Annotated in this window: 22 protein-coding genes; 4 read left to right on the forward strand and 18 right to left on the reverse strand. The window is 61.9% G+C overall.

The window, feature by feature from the left end:
* Positions 1 to 183: 183 nt before the first annotated feature.
* From CXY72_RS03050 to CXY72_RS03060, 3 genes are all read right to left on the reverse strand, one after another.
* Positions 184 to 729, reverse strand: coding sequence for an RNA polymerase sigma factor (locus tag CXY72_RS03050; protein WP_104126244.1), 546 nt, complete (start codon positions 727 to 729; stop codon positions 184 to 186).
* The gene (locus CXY72_RS03055; protein WP_104126245.1) at positions 726 to 1,310 is read right to left on the reverse strand and encodes a hypothetical protein; all 585 of its coding nucleotides are present in this window, start codon (positions 1,308 to 1,310) and stop codon (positions 726 to 728) included. Before CXY72_RS03055 ends, CXY72_RS03050 begins: the two co-directional genes overlap by 4 nt.
* Before the next feature lie 294 nt (positions 1,311 to 1,604).
* Entirely contained in the window at positions 1,605 to 2,546 is a 942-nt protein-coding gene (locus CXY72_RS03060) for a DMT family transporter (RefSeq protein WP_104126246.1), read from the reverse strand.
* A 72-nt stretch (positions 2,547 to 2,618) separates the two neighbouring features.
* On the opposite strand from CXY72_RS03060, the gene CXY72_RS03065 reads away from it, so the two are divergent.
* Both CXY72_RS03065 and CXY72_RS03075 read left to right on the forward strand, forming a co-directional pair.
* Positions 2,619 to 3,536: a LysR family transcriptional regulator gene (locus CXY72_RS03065; protein WP_104126247.1), complete on the forward strand. Its 918-nt coding sequence runs from the start codon at positions 2,619 to 2,621 to the stop codon at positions 3,534 to 3,536.
* A 333-nt stretch (positions 3,537 to 3,869) separates the two neighbouring features.
* Entirely contained in the window at positions 3,870 to 4,262 is a 393-nt protein-coding gene (locus tag CXY72_RS03075; protein WP_104126249.1) for a hypothetical protein, read from the forward strand.
* Between the two features lie 224 nt (positions 4,263 to 4,486).
* Here the strand turns inward: CXY72_RS03075 and CXY72_RS03080 are convergent, their stop codons facing one another.
* The 3 genes from CXY72_RS03080 to merA all read right to left on the reverse strand — a co-directional run bounded on the left by CXY72_RS03080 (position 4,487) and on the right by merA (position 8,096).
* Positions 4,487 to 5,836, reverse strand: a complete 1,350-nt coding sequence (locus CXY72_RS03080) for an NAD(P)/FAD-dependent oxidoreductase (RefSeq protein WP_104126250.1) — start codon at positions 5,834 to 5,836, stop codon at positions 4,487 to 4,489.
* 107 nt (positions 5,837 to 5,943) lie between these two features.
* On the reverse strand, positions 5,944 to 6,606 hold the full coding sequence (gene merB, locus CXY72_RS03085) for an organomercurial lyase MerB (RefSeq protein ID WP_104126251.1): 663 nt from the start codon (positions 6,604 to 6,606) through the stop codon (positions 5,944 to 5,946).
* 32 nt (positions 6,607 to 6,638) lie between these two features.
* Complete coding sequence (gene merA / locus CXY72_RS03090) at positions 6,639 to 8,096, reverse strand: mercury(II) reductase (RefSeq protein WP_104126252.1); 1,458 nt, start codon at positions 8,094 to 8,096, stop codon at positions 6,639 to 6,641.
* A 144-nt stretch (positions 8,097 to 8,240) separates the two neighbouring features.
* Here merA and CXY72_RS03095 point away from each other — a divergent pair, with 144 nt between their 5' ends.
* On the forward strand, positions 8,241 to 8,630 hold the full coding sequence (locus CXY72_RS03095) for a heavy metal-responsive transcriptional regulator (RefSeq protein WP_104126253.1): 390 nt from the start codon (positions 8,241 to 8,243) through the stop codon (positions 8,628 to 8,630).
* A gap of 108 nt (positions 8,631 to 8,738) precedes the next feature.
* Here the strand turns inward: CXY72_RS03095 and CXY72_RS03100 are convergent, their stop codons facing one another.
* The 3 genes from CXY72_RS03100 to CXY72_RS03105 all read right to left on the reverse strand — a co-directional run bounded on the left by CXY72_RS03100 (position 8,739) and on the right by CXY72_RS03105 (position 9,744).
* Entirely contained in the window at positions 8,739 to 9,011 is a 273-nt protein-coding gene (locus CXY72_RS03100; RefSeq protein ID WP_104126254.1) for a hypothetical protein, read from the reverse strand.
* Between the two features lie 67 nt (positions 9,012 to 9,078).
* A complete protein-coding gene (locus tag CXY72_RS20310; protein WP_255409247.1) occupies positions 9,079 to 9,204 on the reverse strand; it encodes a hypothetical protein in 126 nt (41 codons plus the stop codon).
* Positions 9,205 to 9,330: 126 nt separating this feature from the next.
* Positions 9,331 to 9,744 (reverse strand): helix-turn-helix domain-containing protein, encoded by a 414-nt coding sequence (locus tag CXY72_RS03105; protein ID WP_104126255.1) that lies wholly within the window; start codon positions 9,742 to 9,744, stop codon positions 9,331 to 9,333.
* 81 nt (positions 9,745 to 9,825) lie between these two features.
* On the opposite strand from CXY72_RS03105, the gene CXY72_RS03110 reads away from it, so the two are divergent.
* Complete coding sequence (locus CXY72_RS03110; protein ID WP_104126256.1) at positions 9,826 to 10,641, forward strand: NmrA family NAD(P)-binding protein; 816 nt, start codon at positions 9,826 to 9,828, stop codon at positions 10,639 to 10,641.
* 33 nt (positions 10,642 to 10,674) lie between these two features.
* Here CXY72_RS03110 and CXY72_RS03115 read toward each other — a convergent pair whose 3' ends face one another.
* The 9 genes from CXY72_RS03115 to CXY72_RS03155 form a co-directional block, all read right to left on the reverse strand.
* On the reverse strand, positions 10,675 to 11,208 hold the full coding sequence (locus tag CXY72_RS03115) for a hypothetical protein (protein ID WP_104126257.1): 534 nt from the start codon (positions 11,206 to 11,208) through the stop codon (positions 10,675 to 10,677).
* A 2-nt stretch (positions 11,209 to 11,210) separates the two neighbouring features.
* Complete coding sequence (locus CXY72_RS03120) at positions 11,211 to 11,807, reverse strand: RNA polymerase sigma factor (RefSeq protein WP_104126258.1); 597 nt, start codon at positions 11,805 to 11,807, stop codon at positions 11,211 to 11,213.
* Positions 11,808 to 12,149: 342 nt separating this feature from the next.
* A complete protein-coding gene (locus tag CXY72_RS03125) occupies positions 12,150 to 13,295 on the reverse strand; it encodes a CU044_5270 family protein (protein WP_104126259.1) in 1,146 nt (381 codons plus the stop codon).
* Positions 13,261 to 13,857 carry an RNA polymerase sigma factor gene (locus tag CXY72_RS03130; RefSeq protein ID WP_104126260.1) on the reverse strand — a complete coding sequence of 199 codons (597 nt, stop codon included), beginning with the start codon at positions 13,855 to 13,857 and terminating at the stop codon, positions 13,261 to 13,263. The genes CXY72_RS03125 and CXY72_RS03130 overlap by 35 nt, the downstream gene beginning before the upstream one ends.
* Positions 13,858 to 14,176: 319 nt before the next feature.
* Positions 14,177 to 14,488 carry a hypothetical protein gene (locus CXY72_RS03135; RefSeq protein ID WP_104126261.1) on the reverse strand — a complete coding sequence of 104 codons (312 nt, stop codon included), beginning with the start codon at positions 14,486 to 14,488 and terminating at the stop codon, positions 14,177 to 14,179.
* Positions 14,489 to 15,078: 590 nt separating this feature from the next.
* Positions 15,079 to 15,699 (reverse strand): hypothetical protein, encoded by a 621-nt coding sequence (locus CXY72_RS19450; RefSeq protein ID WP_158252450.1) that lies wholly within the window; start codon positions 15,697 to 15,699, stop codon positions 15,079 to 15,081.
* Between the two features lie 191 nt (positions 15,700 to 15,890).
* A complete protein-coding gene (locus tag CXY72_RS03145) occupies positions 15,891 to 16,250 on the reverse strand; it encodes a hypothetical protein (protein WP_146071032.1) in 360 nt (119 codons plus the stop codon).
* A 984-nt stretch (positions 16,251 to 17,234) separates the two neighbouring features.
* A complete protein-coding gene (locus CXY72_RS03150) occupies positions 17,235 to 17,489 on the reverse strand; it encodes an alpha/beta fold hydrolase (protein ID WP_233197627.1) in 255 nt (84 codons plus the stop codon).
* Between the two features lie 5 nt (positions 17,490 to 17,494).
* Positions 17,495 to 18,985, reverse strand: coding sequence for a hypothetical protein (locus CXY72_RS03155; protein ID WP_104126264.1), 1,491 nt, complete (start codon positions 18,983 to 18,985; stop codon positions 17,495 to 17,497).
* Positions 18,986 to 19,036: the final 51 nt, after the last annotated feature.

Below are 19,036 nucleotides of genomic sequence, written 5' to 3' on the forward strand. Positions count from 1 at the left end.
GCCTGCTTCTCCACCAGCTCATACTTCGACCACACGTACAACACCTCACAAAATCGAGTGTTGCGACGACCGGTTGAATCCGCCGTTCCCTTTGCGGGCATTGTCGATGGTCTGGTGGTTTCCGGCGCTGCAGTTGCGGCGCACCGCCGTGAATAAGTAGATCGCCCGACAGGCATTCGCGAGCTATCCAACGGATAAACACGGAACGTGTGCGAGGTTCGCTGGCTCGGGCTGTGCTGTTGACAGTAGCGCTCGTAGCTGCGCCTTGGCTTTTGTCATCCTGGATCTGACGGTTGAGGGATTGATGCCGAGGATTGCTGCTGCCTCGTGTGATTTGAAGCCGTCCCAGTAGATCAGTCGGACTAATTCACTTTCACCGGCGGAAAGTGATGCGATCGCATCTCGGAGCTCAACACCCTTGTCTTCGGGCTGGGGTGCCGGAGTGGTTCGCAGTTCGTCGGCGAATCTCTGCACCGCGGCCGAGTGGCGTGCGGAGTTGCGTCGGGTGCTTCGCAACACATTGTGAGCGACACCGAATAGCCACATGCGTGCTTCTGTCGCGTCTGTCGGCATTTTGCGATGGAGTTTCCATGCCGTGATGAGCAGCTCACCATATGCTTCGGCGGCATCAGCCGGGTTCGAGATCCTGCGCAAGAAGTAGCGGAATAGGTCGCCTTCGCTGTACTTGATAGCCACCTCAAAGCGAGCTTGCCAGTCAGCAGCGCTCACAAGCCGCACCCTTCCGTGGCCATGCCGAAGCCGACGAGATCGGGGTCGTAACCCTTTGCCTCCAGGTGCTCCCACGTCAAGTTCGAGGCCACCCGCCACACAGCCATCTGCTTGGCCTGCGCATCGCTCATGGTGATCGGATTTACATCGCCACTCTCATCGCGGGCGGTGAGATACGACTCGCGGTTCTCGGCTTCCATCTGCGCGGTGTCCAACGTTTCAAGATCGAGCGCGCCCACGAACGCTCGTGTTTCACGCGCGATGTCTGAGTCCTCGTCTACGCCATCCAAGAAGCTGACGGTGAATCCTGCGAAGCAGATCTCGGCACCATTGGACACTGAGAAGACATTGTCCGCGACCCAACCCCAGGGCGTTTCCATGCCGCCGGCAGCCATCGCTGCTGACCCTCCACCGAGAAGCAACACCGAAACTGCGACGCCGGCGGTCCACGCCCGCAAACGACGTGCACGGCGCGGCTTTGCTTCAGCGAGGATCCGCTCACTGTGCCCGGCCAAGCCTGTGGGCAGCAGCGGCTGGGGTGCCGTCTCGCGGAGCAAGAGTTCGAGTTCAGTGTTGTCCATGGTGCGCCCTCCGATAAGTACATTCACTCAGTACATGACCGCTGGCACCCGTTTTGTCCACGTGTCCTCAAGAATAGGTCAGGAGACAGTAACGCCAGTCATAGATACCGCGACGTCTTTTCCAGGACTCGGAACCGCTTTGCGGGCTGAGGATCCGACACCTTCGACTTTGGACTGCTCCAGCCAAAAAATGCCCGTATGGGGTTCCCTGACTGGGACTGGAACGCGCGCTGGATGACGCGGATGTGCCGATCGCGGACTAGCGTTTCAGACAGTTCCCGCTGCTCGTCCCCTTCATTTTGCAGTCGACACTCGTGACTCTTGGCGGTCGGGTGGGTTGACGTTGAGGCGGTGCCTTTGCTCGATGGAGCGGCCCCACGCTGTTCCGGCGAGGATAAGGGCGATACCGAAATATCCGGCGGGTGCCACGCTGTCGTGAGCGATCGTGATCCCGACGATTGCGGCCCAGATCGGCTCGGTTCCGAGGAGGAGGCTGACTCTGGATGGCGATGTGCGCCGGACCGCCCAGGTTTGTACTAGGAAGGCGAAGACTGTGCAGGCGAGAACGAGGTAGAGGAAGAGGACTGTACGTACGGCGTCGAGTTGCGCAAGGAAGTGCGGGATCGCTTCCCCGTAGAACAGTGACGTCGCCGAGAAGAGTATCGCGCAGGTGGCCAGTTGCACCGTGGTGAGGTGAAGCGAGTCCATCGGTCTGTTGATCGTGACTTTGAACATCGTGGTGACGTGGACGGCGCGAACGATTGCCGCAACGAGGATGAGTAGGTCGCCAAGGCTCGGCGGTTGGAATGCGCCGTTGCTGGCGAGAAGCGCGACTCCGGTGATGGCAATCATGGCGGCGAAGAAAAACCTGCCGGGCAGCCGTCGACCGGATACCGCGGAGTCAAGAATTGGGGTGAAGACGATCGTCAGGCTGATTATGAGTCCGGCATTCGTGGCTGACGTATGGACTATCCCGAAAGTTTCGAAGGCAAACACAGCAGCCAACACAATCCCGAGGATCACCCCCACCCGCAGCTCTGCTGCGGTCACACGGTTCCGCCTTGCGGCCACGATTGCCGCCATGATGGCAGCGGCGAGCATCATGCGTAGCGCGAGGAGTGACACCACGGAATTTGGCGTGACCAGTTCTTTGGCTACGAGGTATGTCGATCCCCACGATGCGGCGACCAGGAGTAGGAGCAGGTCGACACGGAATCGGCTGAGTAGAACAGTCATTCCTCAATCGTCCAGTTTGACCTCGCGTAAGATAAGAAAGGAGTTTCGTGACGAATGGTTTAGTTTGAACTTATGGAACTAGGTCAGCTTCGCGCATTAAGAGAGTTGGGTGACCGGGGCAGTATTGCCGCCGTCGCTGCGGCGCTCTACGTCACGCCGTCGTCGGTCTCGCAACAGATCAGCGCTTTGCAACGTCACTCAGCCGTCCCATTGACGTTCAAGAACGGACGGCGGACGGCACTCACCGATGCCGGGCACGCCCTAGCGTTGGCAGCGATCGATGTGGAAGTGGCGCTCGAACGCGCCGGACAGGCAGTAGCACGCTTTCAGGGCGACCCGTTGGGCACCGTTTCAGTGGCGGCCTTCCACAGTGCGGGCCGGGCGGTCTTCGGTCCACTGATCACCGCGTTGAACAGCTCCGATCAGCCTGACGTCCGACTGAGCGATTTCGACGTGGCTCAGGAAAATTTCCCCCCTCTCACGGCCGAACATGATCTCGTCCTCGCGCACCGGCTGGTCGGCAGCCCGTCATGGCCAGGGTCCGTGCGTGTGGAACCTCTCCTGTTCGAGCCTCTGGACATTGCCGTCCGACGCGATCACCGACTGGCAGCGAAAGTTGCGATCGAACCCGCGGATCTCCACGACGAGGCATGGGTGGCAGTGCAGGAAGGCTTCCCGCTCGAGCAAGCTATCACCGTGATTGCGGGCATCGGCGGCAGCGAAGCGCGCATCCTGCACCGGATCAACGAGTTCCTTGTTGCTGCCGCGGTTGTCGAAGCAAGCGGCTGCATCGCACTGATGCCCCGGTACACAACCGACATCCACGACCATCCAGGCCTCGTCCTGCGTCCGCTCGCCCATCCCGGGCTGGGCCGGCACATCGACTGCCTCGCTCGACCCGAAACACTTGAGAGAAACAATGTGAAGGCAGTCCTATCGCAGATCAGGACGATCGCCATGAGCCTCACCCGGCGACCGCCTACCGTGTAGCCGGATACGCCTTCAATCTCAGGCGTCCCGTTGGGGGTTCCCCATACGGTCGAGCATGGCGGATTATCACCTATCCGGCGCTCCTCGCCCTCGGAGTGCGGGTCGTTGCACGGGAGAGGGTACGGTCCCGGCGGCTTCGAATGGCAATGGCGACGCCGCCAATGATGCGAAGACCAGGTGCGCCGCAATCAGTGGCTCCGCTAGCCTCATCGGTAACGAATGAATGGGGACAACATCGCTAACACGGTACCGGCCACGGCGGTCAAGCATCTCGTCGGTCTTTGCGCCGTGTTCATCGCGAGTGCAGTCCTGTCTGGCTGCTCGGGTCCGATTATGAATGCGTGTACGGCGATCGGGTGGGCAAATACGCTCACCGTGACGCTTGACGGTGGAACGGCTGATGTCAGCCTCGTGCAGCTGTGCATCGATGATGAGTGTTCAATTCCTGCTCCGAGCGACATCCTGGGACCGGAAGATCTTGAGATGTACACGCCCGATCCCCGTGCAGTGAAGCTCCCGTATTTCGCTTCCAAGATCAATGACCACTCGTGGGAGATCGACCTCAGCATGTCGTCCCCGGACAAGGTGACACTCCGCGCCTTCTCAGCGAACGGAATTGTCCTCGCCGAGGAGGACATGACGCTCAGCTGGGTCCGAGTCGGCGGTAGCGAGCGTTGCGGCGGCCCTGAAGAAGCCGCCCCGGTCACTATCGAAATTACGACCTGAACCCATCAAAGGTTCTTGAGATGAGCGCGTCCCGCAAGGGGTTCGGCTTGCGGGACTGGATCGAAAATCGTCGATCGCCTGCTCGGCTCTCCGACTCGACGTCCCCCTTGCAGGCTCACCGTAGGGTCCTATTCGCGCGAACGGCACCGTGCTATCCGAGCGGCCTTGCGCGAGCGTTCAGGCGCCCGGGAACGGCAGCACTTCGGATCGTCCGGCGATAGGAGCTAGATGTCCAGTTCCTCAAGTGCTGCTTGGTAGGCCTCGTTGTAGGTGGGGAATTGGGCGACTTGGTCGCGCAGGATTTCGATTGGGATCTGTGTGCGGATGGCGAGGGCGGCATGATGTATCCATTCGCCGGCCATTGGCCCCACAGCCCAAGCGCCAATGAGAGTCTTGCTGTCGGTGTCGGCGAGGAGTCCGAGGAATCCGCGAGGGTCTTGTTCGTAGGTCCAGGGGCGAGCGATGGCACTGGCAACGTCAAGCTCTGTTGCGACGGTCCGCAAGCCGTGCTGCTCGGCCTGTTCTTTTGTGAGCCCTGCGGCCGCAATTTCGGGATCTCCAAACACGACGCGGGGAATGCCGCCGTAGGACGCGGTGTGCGGTTTGCCAAGAATGGCGTCTGCTGCGATCCGTCCCTGATATTTAGCGACGTGGGTGAAGGGCATGATGCCGGTGACGTCTCCGATGGCCCACACATTCTCGGCCGCACGACAGTATTCGTCCACCTGCACCTGCCCGTGATCGCCCAGAGGGACACCAGCGTTTTTGAAGCCGAGGTTTTTGGTACGAGGGGTGCGTCCGGTTGCGAAAATGACAACGTCGCCCGTCACCTCCGTGCCGTCATCAAGTTCAATCACGCTCTGGTCACCGTTACGGTGGGCCCGGCGGGCGGTCACGCCCAGACGGATATCGATTCCGGACTCCGTCAAATACTTATGGGTCAGCTCCCCGACCCTGGGTTCTTCGCGTTCCAGGAGCCGGTCGCCGCGGTGGACGAGTGTGACCTTCACTCCGAAAAGGGAGAGGAAGGTGCTGGTCTCGGTCCCGACGGCGCTACCGCCGATGATCACCGCACTCTTCGGCAGGGTCTTGGTCGTGTACTTTTCTCGGTTCGTCCACGCGGTGATCTGATCGAGACCTTCGAGTTCGGGGATGACTGCCTCCGAGCCGGTCGCGATAATGATGTGCTCTGCGGTGAGCTCGCGGTCCTCGACTTGGATCCGGCCGGGGCCCGTGATCCGGGCTTCGCTCTTTATTACGACGGCACCGTGGCGGGCATACCCGTCGACCTGTGCGCTGTCGTCGAGATTCCGGATCATGTAATCGCGGTACTTACTGGCCTCAGACCAGTCCAATTCCGCGCCAGATACCCCGGCTGCCCGTTGGACTTCCGTGCGGGCTTCAGCTGGCCGCAACAGCGTCTTGGACGGAATGCAGGCCCAGTAGGCGCATTCACCGCCGGTCAATTCCCGCTCGATGACCACGACCTTCTTACCGGCCTTGAGCAGCCGGCTTGCGGCCACCTCCCCGCCGGGCCCCATGCCTATTACCGCAACATCAAAATGTTCGCTCACAATTTTCTTCTTAATCTCAGATGTTTACATCAGGTTCTGCGCGTGGAGCTCTAACGGAGACTGCAGTGGATTGGTGCCGGTGACGGTGCCGGTGCGGCATTGCGGTCTTAGCAGCAGCCGTGCGCCCCGTTGTCAGGGTGGGCGGACCGCTGCGGTGTCGTCTCTGTGAGCATTGTTTCGGCAATGGAGGTACCGAGCCGGTAAGCCTCGTCGATGGGTATCACGGAGCCGCCGGGGTGGCTGTCAAGCCAAGGCTTGGCTTCTTCAGGGGATGCGAAGAAGTGGACCTGGTTACAGAACGATGAACGCACCGAGCTCATGTCTTTCGGATTGACCAGGGAGACCACGGCCGTGGCTGGCTCAACGCTTGTCACCCCGGTGGCGTCAACGCTGACCCGAACTGGGATTCCTGTTGCCCCGTAGGCTGATTCGATTCTTGCGGATGTTCCGAGGGCGGTTGGCAGGATCAGGGTATCCAGGGCGCACCATGTGTAGAGCTGTTCACCGTTGACCTCGAGGCGGTGCGGGGTGGACCGAAGAGTCAGGCCCTGCCCGCTAATGCGACCGGACCCGTCGTACTCCGTTTCGGGCACGGCTGCCAGAGCACGGTGAACGTCTTCGGCGGGCCGGCCGGATGCAGCCACCAGGTCGGCAATGTCTACTGCGTCGCCCTGGGCCAGCAGCTTCATGAGCGGCAGCCAGACCCAGGTTTCAAGTCCTGCATCGCCGGAGGTGAGTCGTTCTGTGACCTGATGGGTTTCATTCGTCATGAGAAGTGCCTTTCTTTGTGAGGTTGAGGTGGTTAGGCGGCGCAGCAGGAGAGCTTGGAGACGTCCGTGTTGTAGGACTGGCAGGCGATCTTGATGCCTTCGGCCATGGTCAGGTACGGGCTCCACATGGTGGCGACTTGGTCGACGGTCATCCCGGCTTCCAGGATGTAGACGCCGGCCGCGGCGAGATCACCGGCGTCTGTGGCGACGGCAGTGATCCCCACGATCCGCCGTGTCTGGGCGTCGGCGACGATCTTGATGAAGCCTCGAGTATCCCGGTTGACCAGGGCTCGGGGGACGTATTCCAGCGGCAATACCCGGCACTCACACCGGATGCCGGCCGCATTGGCTTCCTTGTCGGTCATACCTACCGCGGCCAGCGCGGGGCTGGTGAAGGTGACTCGGGGGAGGTGACGGTAGTCGACCACACGTCCGGCATCGGTGAACGCGTTGTCCACCACCAAGGATCCGTGGGAGGCGGCCACATACACGAACTGCGGGTGTCCGGTCACGTCCCCGGCACCCCAGATTCGCGGGTTCGAGCTGGCCAACATGCCGTTGACCACAATTTCGCCCTTCTCTCCCACGTTGACGCCGACCGCGCCCAAGTTCAGGCCGTCCGTCACGGGGCGTCGCCCTGTGGCGACGAGGAGTTTGCTGGCACGGAACTCTTCCCGCCCGCCTCCCGTTGTGGCCACGGCGACAACCTCGCCGGTGGACTTGTCGAGGTGCACGGCGGACACGGTGGTCCGGCGGATGACCCGCATGCCCTCGTCCGCGAAGACGCTCATCAGGGTGCGGGACGCTTCCGGCTCCTCCGCCGAAGCGAGCCGGGAGCGGACCAGCATTGTCACAGTGGAGCCCAGCCGTGAGAAAAGCTGCGCCTGTTCCAACGCGACGTATCCACCGCCCAGGACCAGCAGGGACTTGGGCACCTCGTCCAGTTCCATGGCCGTCGTGGACGTCAGGTAGCCCACCTCCTCCAGACCCGCGATCGGAGGCGCCCACGGGGTCGACCCGGTTGCCACCAGGTAATGGGCGGCGCGCACGGTTTCCACCGACCCATCGAAACCGGTAACTTCCAACACCGGCTCATCGGCAGTCCCGGCGAACACGGCAGTGCCTTGGCGCAGCTCCCAGCCATACTCACCGATCAGGTCCACGTACTTACCGGTGCGCATCGTTTCCACCAGAGAACGTTTGCCACCAATCAGCTCCGACATATTGACTACGTCAGCGGCGGTAGAGATCCCCGGGAACCGTCCGGAATCCAGTGCGACGTGGCGCGCGTCGGCCGCCGCTAGCAGGGCTTTAGACGGAACGCAGCCTGTGTTCACGCACGTTCCACCGACGGTTCCGCGCTCAATCATCACGACCCGCTTACCCAAATTCGTCGCTCGAATGGCGGCAGCGAACGCGGCCCCACCGGAACCGATGATCGCCAAGTCAAAATCAGACGCGGCTGTTTCAGACGTTGTTGCTTCAGACATGAATCCTCCGGAAAAGCTGTGGACGCCCAAACCTGTCTTGGACAAGAACGTGCATGATTTTTTGGTGCTGAGCCCAGTCTGCACCTTCCCCTAGACTGGAAGGTCAAGTGTGAAAGTTCCCGATATGCGAGCGAGAAGTACGGAGTGCGCATTGGTGAAGCGGCCGCGGCCGTTGGCATGACAACCAAAACCCTAAGGTTTTACGAGGACCGGGGACTGCTCCCCGCCGCTCAGCGGGCGGCCAACGGGTACCGATCCTATGGGGACGAAACAATCACGCGTCTAGATTTCATTCGCCGGAGTCGGGGCGCGGGGCTGACCCTGGCCCAGATCAGTGACATCTTGCACATCCGTGACGCCGGCCAGGCTCCCTGCACGCATGTGAGCGACCTTCTGGCCAGGCAACTGAAGGATCTGGACTGGCAGATCACCGAGCTGGTCGCTCTTAGATCCACCGTCGCCCGATTCCATGACACCGCCGCCGCTGCCGATCCTGCCGCGTGCGACTCCAAACGAATCTGCAGCTACCTCTGAAACGTTCCGAGCCCAGACGCTAGACACGCCGCGCCTCGGCGCTACGGGTCGCGGACGGCAAGCAAGTACGCGACGCGGGACCAACGGTCAGGATTGTCGGCGTGCAGATCATGGTTCCTGAGCGGGCTCGCAGCAGTCGTCACCTTCGCGCAACCGGCGGGACCTAGCCCGTTGCACCAAAGCGCCAATAACTGTCACCGCGACTACCGCGCTGGCGACGATGACGATCACCAGCTGGTTGCTGCTAATCCAGCCAGACAGTGACCCGGCTGCCCCAGACAACGCGGAGGTACCCGGGCCACCGCCGAGAAGTTGCGGCAGCCAATACACGATCAGATAACCGCCGGGCAAGAGCAAGATCGCGCCGGTGATCCGGTTCATATGCGGCAGGAGGCGGCGCAGGTACCGGTAATTAACATGCTGGCGAAAGCTGTCACGACCACCAGGATCAGCAGAAGCACGGCGGAACCGACGACTTGACTTTGCCGACCGCGTAGGCGGCGAAGACCAGGAATACCGTGGCCAGACCTGTCCCAGCCAGTGCCTGGGTGATCACAGCCAGCAGCAGGGCCAAGCTGCGAGAGTTCGTCTCCGGGCTGGGTCTCGGAAGCCTGGCCTCAAGCTGCCGCTCGCGTCGACTCGACCGTCATAGTCGACCTGAACCGTCCCGGTGAGGGTTCGGCTTGCGGGCGGCTCGTGTTTAGCGGATCTCGTTGTCGGGGTGTTGGGCGTCGTAGTGCGCTCGGGAACGTCCAATGGTTTCGCGGTGGTCGAGTGACCAATCGGCGAGTTGTTTGACGAGGTGGGTCAGGCTGCTGCCCAGAGCTGTCAGCTCGTACGTGACTTGGGCGGGGACTGTGGGGTACACGGTTCGGGTGACAAGGCCGTCGCGTTCCAGCCGGCGCACGGTCAGGGTCAGCATCCGTTGAGAGATTCCGTCGATGCCGCGTTGTAATTCGCGGAAGCGGCGTATGCCCGAGGCGAGTTCGACAATGACGAGGACGGACCATTTGTCGCCCACCCGGGTCAGTACGTCGCGGATACCGCAATCCGGGTGCTCGTCCAGACCGCAGGGATCGAGGGATGCGGTTACCTGAATGTGACTGTCTGACATGAAAGTGCCTCCTTGTGGAGTGCCGGTAAGTTACCGAAAATGAGTCTAGTTACTGTTCAGAACCACCGAGGGGACTTACGCATGATTTTAGTTACCGGAGCATCCGGCCAGTTAAGCCGGGCCATCGTCGAACGACTGGCTGGCGGGGGCCAGCCAGCTGTCGCGGGCACACGACGACCAGTCGAGGGCAGCGAGCAACGACGCGTCGACTTCGACGAACCCGGTTCTTTGGACTTCACCGGTTTCGCCACAGTAGTCATGGTCTCCGCTGGATATGCCGAAGATGACGTGGTGATTGCTCGGCATGAAAGCGTCGTCGCGGCTGCGGAACGCGACGGAGTGCAGCACCTGATTTACACCAGCATCGCCACAGACGGGGACCATCTGGGCTTCGCCCTCGCGCATCGCTGGACCGAGCGGCGAATACAGGGAAGTACTTTGCGGTGGACTATTTTGCGCAATGGCCTCTATGCCGAGCTTTTTGGGTCGTTGCTCGCGCCGAGTGACGGCGTCATTACCGCGCCGTTTGGAACGGGTTCTGTGGCCGTGGTCACTCGCGCAGATTTGGCCGAGGCAGCAGCCATCGTGGCAGCCGCACCCGACCGCCATATCAATCGTGTGTACGACCTAGTCGGGTCGAATGTGGTCACTGCCGGCCAGATCGCCGAGGGGGCCGGTTTGCTCTACCGACCAGCTGCGCTCGGCAGTCACCGCGCCGCTCTCGAACAGAGCGGGCTGTTGCCCTTTCAGCCAGCGATGCTGCTTTCAATCTATTCGAGTGCGGCACACGGATTTCTTTCGCGCACGACTACCGACCTCGGCGATCTCCTCGGTCGTGGGCCGACTGATCCCGGACCAACCGTCATGCGCATCCTGGAGAAACAGGCTGCTGCCTGATCCCACTGTGTCCCGCAAGACGTTCCTCTGTGGTTAGGGGGTGAAGGGTCTGCCGGATCCGATCCGGAATATGCCAATCACTGTGGTGCCGTCCGATGCGTAGGCCAAAATGTCGACGTAGGTTCCTTCATGCGCATTCGTCCACTCGATCGCTTCCTCGGGTGACTTCACGTTCGAGCCTTCAGCGACTTCAAGGTCCTTGGAATAGACGTAGCCCGACTGCATATCGAGGGTTTGGACGAGGATGAGGTCGGGTGCGATCGCGCTGTCTCCTTGGACACCGAACGTTTGACCGTTTGCGTTGACAGGCCAATCCGGAACCGGCTCGAGTGTGGCCTGTGCGCCGGGAGAGGCCGAGGGCGTGTAGAACAGGGTCCCGTAATTCAGTGCCGTCGCCGTTCCACCTGTTCCGACGGCCGCGATCAGGAGGATCAGCGCAGTCCAGCGGATTGCGCGCCCTCTTCGAGTCACGGGATGCTTCTCCTGAGGGAGCGAACCTTGCGCTTCAGCGACAAGGAAGTGCCTCATTTGGGTTTTGCGTTCCGAGAGAAAGTTGTCGTCGTTCATGATCAGGCAGTCCCTTCTGGCTGCACGTGCGGAGTCGGTGCTGCACCAGTAACCCCGAGGGCAAGACGGCCTTTGGCTCGGGCGAGTCGGGATTTCACCGTTCCGACCGGGATCCCCAAGGCCGATGCCGCCTGGGCCATCGACATGTCCTCAAGGACGCACAAGGCCAGGACGTCCTGGTCCCGTGCGCTCAACCGGGAGAATGCCTTCCGGACGCCAGTTCGGGGCGATTGAGCGTCGAGACGTTGGCCGGTAGCTTCCGCGAAATCGTCGGCGTCTCGAGGTGCAGGGAGTCTGGCAAGGGCCAAATGTTGGCGCCGCCGGGAACGGGCCAGATTGCGGGCCGTGTGGGTGGCCGTTACGAGGAGCCAGCCGATGATCGATGTGTCCACTACGCGAACGGATCGGCGGCGCTTCCAGGCTGTGAGAAAGGCAATGGCGGTCACATCGTCGGCGTCGGCGCGTGACCCTGTCAGTCGAAGGCTGTGGCCGAAGACGCGATCCGCGTGAAGTTCAAAGACTCGCCCGAACGCTTCAGGATCGCCGGCGACCGCGCGCAACCACAGTGCGCTCTCGCTCACGTCCTCCGAATGGTCCATACCTAATAATGTCCACTCGGCTCATTCGAGTTCCCTTTCTCGGACACGAGCGTCAAACGTCGTCGCGGAAAGAAGGCACTCCACGCGGCACTCGCGAGAAACCTGTTGTTCACAGCGCTGACAAGGTGCTTGACAGCATTGACGCGGTCAAGCACTGGGCTCATGGGTGCGACCCTCACCTCGTAGTTTGTCTCTTGCAGATGCGAGGGGGACTTCCGGCGGCTGCAGGAAGCCCCACTCCCATGGAGTGCTTTCTATCGAATTTCGGTTCGGAGTAGTGCGGTGATGTCGATGGATTCCGTCGGTGGGAGGCCGACAGCGGCCGGGTTGATTAAGGGGGTGTCATTCATCGGGGGCTCCTTCGGGCGGGCATTGGGACACGCCCGGTGCGGTCTGCGTGCACCCCATTTCGTCGAAGACGCCGTTCGCGCTCCCGCCTTCGGGCGCACCATCGACGACCGTGGTCGTGATCGCCGTCCAGGAAATGGTGGTTCCGATCGGGAAGCCACTTTGCTCTTTGCCTTCGTGGGTAAGTACTTGTCGTTCTCCGATCAGTTGGCCGGTGGTCGGGTCGATGATGAGGTCCTGACGGATGCCGTTCGCATCCTCCAGGCGACCGATCGCGACCCCGGTCGCACCGTTAAGGTTCGCCTGCTTCTCGGTGATCTCGACACCCGGGATCATCGCGGCCGCCTGGTAGAGCGCCGCGCGAAGATCGGCCGGGACGGCGCCGAAGCGGAGAGTGTCGGCGATCCATGTCAGCGCTTGGCCGTCCGGGGAGTTGCCCTGTCCCATGGTCGTCTTATAGATGTGGTTCAGCAATAGGTACGGATTCCGGGAAAGCTCGGCGAGCTGATCAGGTGAGTGTACGTTTTCATAGCTGTAGAACGCACCCTTTGGTGCCCGTACCAACTCCTTATAGTCGGCACCGCGCTCCGAAACGACCGCTGCCCAACTCTCCTCGGCGACCCGCTCCGATTCAGGACCGAATGTATCGTAGGGCTCCGCAAGGCCGCGTACCCACACCCAGTCCTGGGCGCGGTCGGCGGGAACGTACAACTCGTCATTCGTGATGGTCAGGTAGCTCACCATCCTGGCTGAGTCACCGATCTGTGTCGTCGCGCCGTATACCGCCGCCGTATCAACGCGCAAATACTGACCGGGCGCGAGCAACGCGTCGGAGTTCCCGATCGATGCCAGCGCGGCGCTGTGCAGGACTTCGGCTGCAGCCGGCTCCGCGCTTCCGCGCCAGCCAGCCAGACCAATCACGTTGGTCACGATTAGCCCGGTCACGAGAGCTGCCGTACCGATGGCGCCGATTCCCGCGCTAGCCCAACGGACGCGGGCCTTCTGCTTGGGGCGTTTCACCGCCGTCGAGCCCGATTCGTTGATGCGATTGAACAGTGCGGCCCGCCCCTTATCGAGTATGTCGCCGCTTGCTTCAGGGACGTCGCTACGCACCTTGCGCAGCAGAGTCGATTCGTCCATGTTCCACCTCCATCTCAGGGGCTTGGCCCCTACTGATCGCTTCACGCAACACCCGTCGCGCGCGGTTAAGTCGTGAGCGGACAGTGCCCACCGGCACTCCCAGCGCCAGCGCGATGTCCTCGTAGCTGAGCTCCGCCCACGCCTGCAGCAGGAGCGCGTCGCGGTCTCGCTTCGCCATTCGGCGAAGCGCCGAGCTGATTCTTTGAACGGAGGCCTCCGCATCGACCCGGGATTCAAGACTCGCGATGTCGTCCGTGACTACCTCGGCCGCGCCTGAAGCAGCCATCCCCCGCCAGGAAGCGGCCTCGAGTCGCGCGTGTTTTTTCATCAGTGTGGTCGCGATCCCGTAGAGCCACGGAAGTGCGGCACCAACCGTTGGATCGAACGCGGCACGGCGTTCGAATGCAACGAGAAACGTCTCCGACATCACGTCATCGGCAACACCCACCCCGAGCCGACGTGCTGCGTACCGGTAGATCGCGCCTGCGTGCCGATCGTAGAGCCCGGCGAACGCGCCGGGAGTGTCCCTCGACCGCTCGATGATCTCGTTATCACTGCTCATAACTGTTATTGCCGCAACGCAAACATTAAGTTCACGGCAATGTCGTCAGATACGGCCAGATTTCCTCGAATCCACATAAGTCATAGTCTTGCCGCAGTCAAAGGGCTTGCGACGCCCGTTACGCAATCTGCGCCGCAGAGGGTTCCTCTTGTGGATGTTTGTACAACGGTCACGACAGCGCCGAGAAGCCTGAATCAGCAGCCTCGTTGGGAGGGATTGGCTCTCGAACGAGCCGGCTGGAAAGAGGCACGCCCGCGATCGACGAACGTGGCCGCCATGCCCACGATGCGACCGCCAATAAGAATGGGGCTCCGCCGGATTACTTCGATTCGAAGAAGGGCGAATCTGCCGGCCAAAGTTCTCCGCCCATATCCGTCTGGGCCGTCAGGAGATCTTCGGGATTTTCGCTTCCAACAACCCACAGGTCACCGACGAGGAAAAGGCCAGTCTCGGGGCTGGCCTCGTTGAGTTGCAGGAGACCGTCCAGGTCGGCCTGAGTAGCAAAAGTATTTAGACCGTTTTCACTGTTGCGGCACACGCCCGATTCAAACGAACCGGCCATGACGTTCTCTGTGACTACCCATTCACAGGGCAGACCTGTGGCGATGTAGGCCTCGTGCAGTTCATCCAAGGTGATCGTCGCTTTAGGAGCGACAGTATCCGGCGCCGTCGTTTGGGTTTCTGGCGTTGCTACGGCGGTCTCGGATGATTCCGGCAGTGACGACGCTGTGCAGCCTGCGAGAGCGGCGGCGACGATCGTTATAACGGCTAACGCAAGTGACGTGCGGATGGTGACTCCCAGAGCAGATGAGGACGCCTTGAGCGCCCGACTCAGTTAAGACACTATCGCGCCATCAATGTTGGCGGCGCTGCGGTGGTGGCATTGTCGCCGCGGGTTAGCCAGCTTCGACTGGCGAGAGACGAACCATGTCCCGTAGGGGGTTCGGCTTACGGGCAACTCGCTCAGGGAATCGATTTGAGGAATCACGCTTCAACGCGTCCGGTGGGAGTCCGTCTTGCGGGCATGTTGGCAAGGAGTCGCGCTATTTCGTCCGCAGTCGGAAGGCGAACGGTGAGTCTGACAAACTGTGCGGCTCGGGGAGCGTAGCGCGTGGAGCGCGTGGAGCGCGGGCACCGATTGCGCCGGACCTCTCGGCTGATGGTGGAGGGGCTGTGGCCGAGAGCGGCGGTGATCATTCGTGTCTTACGGCAGAAGGAGCTCTATTCGAGATTTAGGCTGCTCGCCACCTGGCGAACCAAGTCATAGGCAGAGTCATTTGCGGGGAGGGTGAGCGTAACGGTGTAGTAGCCCATGTCCGGCGTGACCAGATGGATCCGTGCATCGAAGATGGTCCCGGAGAGAGTAACTCCCTCAGTCGTGTCGTTATACGGTTTCAGGGGCGTCACTTTAATCGCTGCGTACGCTGCTCCGCTGACGTCCAGACGGAATGATTCCGTTCCGTCCTCAGCGTCCCAACCGCCGTACCAATCGGTCTTCTCACCTTCACAGGCGAACGCGATGCTTTGACCTAAGGAAGTGCTGCGTTCGGGATTTTCCACGATTAGTGCCGCCTCGGCATTATTTATGAAAGATCTTACACCTGCATTGAATGACACGTCCTCCCAGTCGGCCGGGGACGAAAAGCTCAATCCCTCACATGTTCCCGCTACCCAGCCCTCCGGAGCAGCGGCGGCCACGCCATCAAGTAGCGGCAGTAGGTCAACAGGCATTGATTCGGGAGCTGTAGTGGCAGTGGGCGTTGCGGTAGCGATTGGCGCCGATTCGCTGGCGGTTTCCGTCTCGGGTGCAGAGCACGCCGCCACCGACAGAAGAAGCGCCACGCCAAGTGTGACCGCGAGCAGATTGCGTTTGTGAGTCGAAATAATGTTCCCCCATTTTGTTACAGTGTAACGGCCACGGAGCGCGGGGATCGTCTCGACCCGCAGGGACCCCGCGACCCTCTGCGGAGGCCTCGGCAAGAGTGGGCCGAGGGTTGCATTGCCGCCAGCCGATTCAGACTAGGCTCCGCGGATCACCCGGCAAGAATGCCTTGCTGGGATTGCACCCATTCGGTCGCGTCCCCACTGGCATCCACTTTGGCCGTCGTCAGACACCACGCCGAGTGGATGCCAGCGGCCCAGTCGACCTCATTCACGTCGTAGCAACCCGACATCCAAGACCGAGGGTCTCCGACCGGAGTGTATCCGCCGAGATACTCGCTGAGCGCCGGCCCCTGCAATGCCGTCTGTGCCGCACCGAGCTGTGCCGGGAATTCCTCCCCGGGATACTCGCCCACCCAGTAGACCTCATGGGTGTGTGCATCCGTGCACGGCACTGAGACGAACTCTCGAAGACAGTCTCCGAACACTGGAGAGTAGGGTGCTGCTTCCACTTCGGGGGTCGTCTCCGGCTCCGGCGTTACCGACGTAACGATGTCCTCAGCTGTAGCTGACGGGGTAGCTGTGTCGGGCTTGGCGGAGCTGGTCGAACAGCCGGTTAACGCGAGAGCGGCGATTCCTATCGCTATGAAAGAGACAGCAAGCACTCGTTGTTTCTCGCTAGACCTTATATTTTTCATATTGAAGTGATCATATCGTTCCGATCGATGACGGCTGGATCGCCCCAGGCTCCGAGCCCGACCAGTTATCGTCAACTGCCCCGACCGGTACCGATGAGATCTGCAGGATGGAGATGGTGCTGGTGTCGGCCCAGTGGTCGGTGCCGAGAAGGCGAAGTGCCCGTTATGGCCAGGGCGGCGACGGCCCGGTTGAGGTAAGGGCATCGTGTGTGTCGCTGGTTCTGGTTCTGGTTCTGGGACTGGGACTGGGACTGTCGGCAGAGGTGACCAATATTGTTTGCTAATTTGGAATCGTTGGAGGTGCGGTGGAAACAGCGACCGTGCACGACAAGATGGCGGCTCGGCGCCATCTCAGAGCCAACTGGGGGGGGGTCGCGCTGTCGATGGTTGCGATTGTGATCAGCGTGAGCTCATTCGTCTATCCCCTCGTTTTCGCAAGCGGGCCATGTGGGTCGTAGCGGTAAGGGGGTCTTTGCGCCGCCTCAGCCGGTGGGGAACGATTGGCCCGACTTCGTGCGGTCAGTTCTGGAGCAGGGATACTGGCAGGCGATCATGGTCAGCGAGTTCGGCGGGGTGAGCTACGCGCCCGACGCCGCCGAGAACNTTGCGCGACAACCCTCTGCTGGCAGGCTTCTGTTACACCCAGCTCACGGACCCCCTGCAGGAGACCAACGGCCTGACCGACGCGAACCGCACTCCCAAGCTGCCCATTGCGGTCATTCGCGCCATCGTGACGGGGGACGCCGACCGCGGGGGTGCCGAGGACGTGGGTCAGGCATCCGCTACCTGGAGTGGGCGCTATTTGGCGAGGAAGGCGAGAACGCGCCGGTTCCACTCCTCTTTACGCGAGACGGTGACGCCGTGCGGGGCGTCTTTGATCAGCGCGAGTTCACTGCCGGCGATGAAGGCGTGGGTGCGGTGGCCGCTGACCTCGAAGGGCACGATGGCGTCGGAATCGCCGTGGATCACCAGCGTCGGCACGGTGATTTTCGTGAGGTCGGCGGGGGCGGCGGAGGGGGGGAGGCGGAGCGGCCTGCGGGAGCGGGTCGGCAACTGGGTCAGTCGGTGAGGGTGTAAAGTGCGAGACCCGACGCTCCGCCGATCACGTAGGAGTTCTCGCCGGCTTCGACGCCGCCCATGCGCACGGCGGCCGCCGAGAACGCGGTTCCGCCAGTCGGGGTTTGGTCGCTCGAGCACGCGAAGACGTCGCGTCCAGCGCTGTAGGCGAGTATCTCGCCGGTGCCATTCTGCGGCGCCTGGAACCCGTCACGGTAGTCCAGGCAGGCGAAGATCGCGCCGCTGGGCAGGTCGGTGACCTCGCCGGTCAAGGCGTTGACCAGGCTCACCGTGCCCAATACGTCGACCGGACGGACGGCCGATCTGGTTTCGAAAAGGACATCGGTTTCTGCCAACTCGGTACTGGCGCTGCCTAACGGCACCGTCCACTGCACCTCACCGGAGATCGGGTCGACGCCGAGCAGGTCGATGTCGAAGTCGGTTCGGGTCGACTCGAGGTTGAGACCGTCGGCACCCAGCGTAATGGTCGTCGTGCCGGAGTTGTATCGACACAGCGGGGTGATGTCATCGAGGAGTTCGGGAGCGATCGTGGACGCGGCACAGATGGTGGCGCCTTCAAGCTTCCACAGCGTCACTCCCGTCGCGGGGTCGAGGCCGACGGCAGCGGTTTGCGTCTTGTCGATGACACCGGCACCGGTGGCGAGCCGGGCGGTGTCGAAGTAGCTGGCGATACCCACCACCGCGGCATCCGTTCCGGAGAGATCCCAACTCCAGCCGGCGTCGCTCGAATAGCCCTCGGCGAAGATGTCGCTGTAGGGGCGCAGCCACGTTGTGCTGCCATTTGCGCTGGAGCCAAGTTGCTCCGCGCCGTCGGGTGCGCGGTCGCCGGTGGAGAACAGGCGATCGTTGAGCATGCGCGCGTTGGCGGGAATGACGACGTCGGTGTCGGCCACGATCGTGCCGACCTTGGGGTCGAGACGAAAGTTCGCCCGGTCCTCGTTGTAAGGTTCCGCGATGAAGCCGGTGAAGCAGACCGCGATCTCGTCGGCGCACGGTGAGGGGCGTCTCGTCGCCCAAACCAGATCGTTCGAGATGGCGGTGGGGATGCCGGTGGCGATTTCTGCGATGACCAGCTCGCGCCATCCGTCGTCGTCGCCGATCGGCGCACTCAGATACGTGACGAAGGACTTGTCACCCGACTCCAGACCGGCCAAACTCACGACAACACCCTGCGTGGCGGAGCCGACGGCCGCGACGTCGCGCCAGATTTCGGCGCCGGTCTCGGCGTTCCAGGCGACCACGTTGAGCGCGCCATCCGGGGCGGCCACATAAGAGGCAACGAAACCGTCCTGGTAAATCGGCTGCCCGACCAGATCGACATCTGCGGTCCAGGCCGGCTCGACGGGAGTCACGAAGTCGGGTTGGGCCGCGGTGGCGGTGGGCTCGGGGGACGGAGCGGACGCGGAGCATCCGCTGAGAGCGGCAATCACGACCAGCGCGATGAGTGTGGCCGTCTTGGTGTGCCGTGACATGGTTCCCCTTTGGTTCGTCAATCGCCCCCGATCGCGAAAACACGATCTGTG

Origin of the sequence: Cryobacterium sp. Y57, assembly GCF_002929505.1 — a bacterium.
Classification (GTDB): Bacteria; Actinomycetota; Actinomycetes; order Actinomycetales; family Microbacteriaceae; genus Cryobacterium.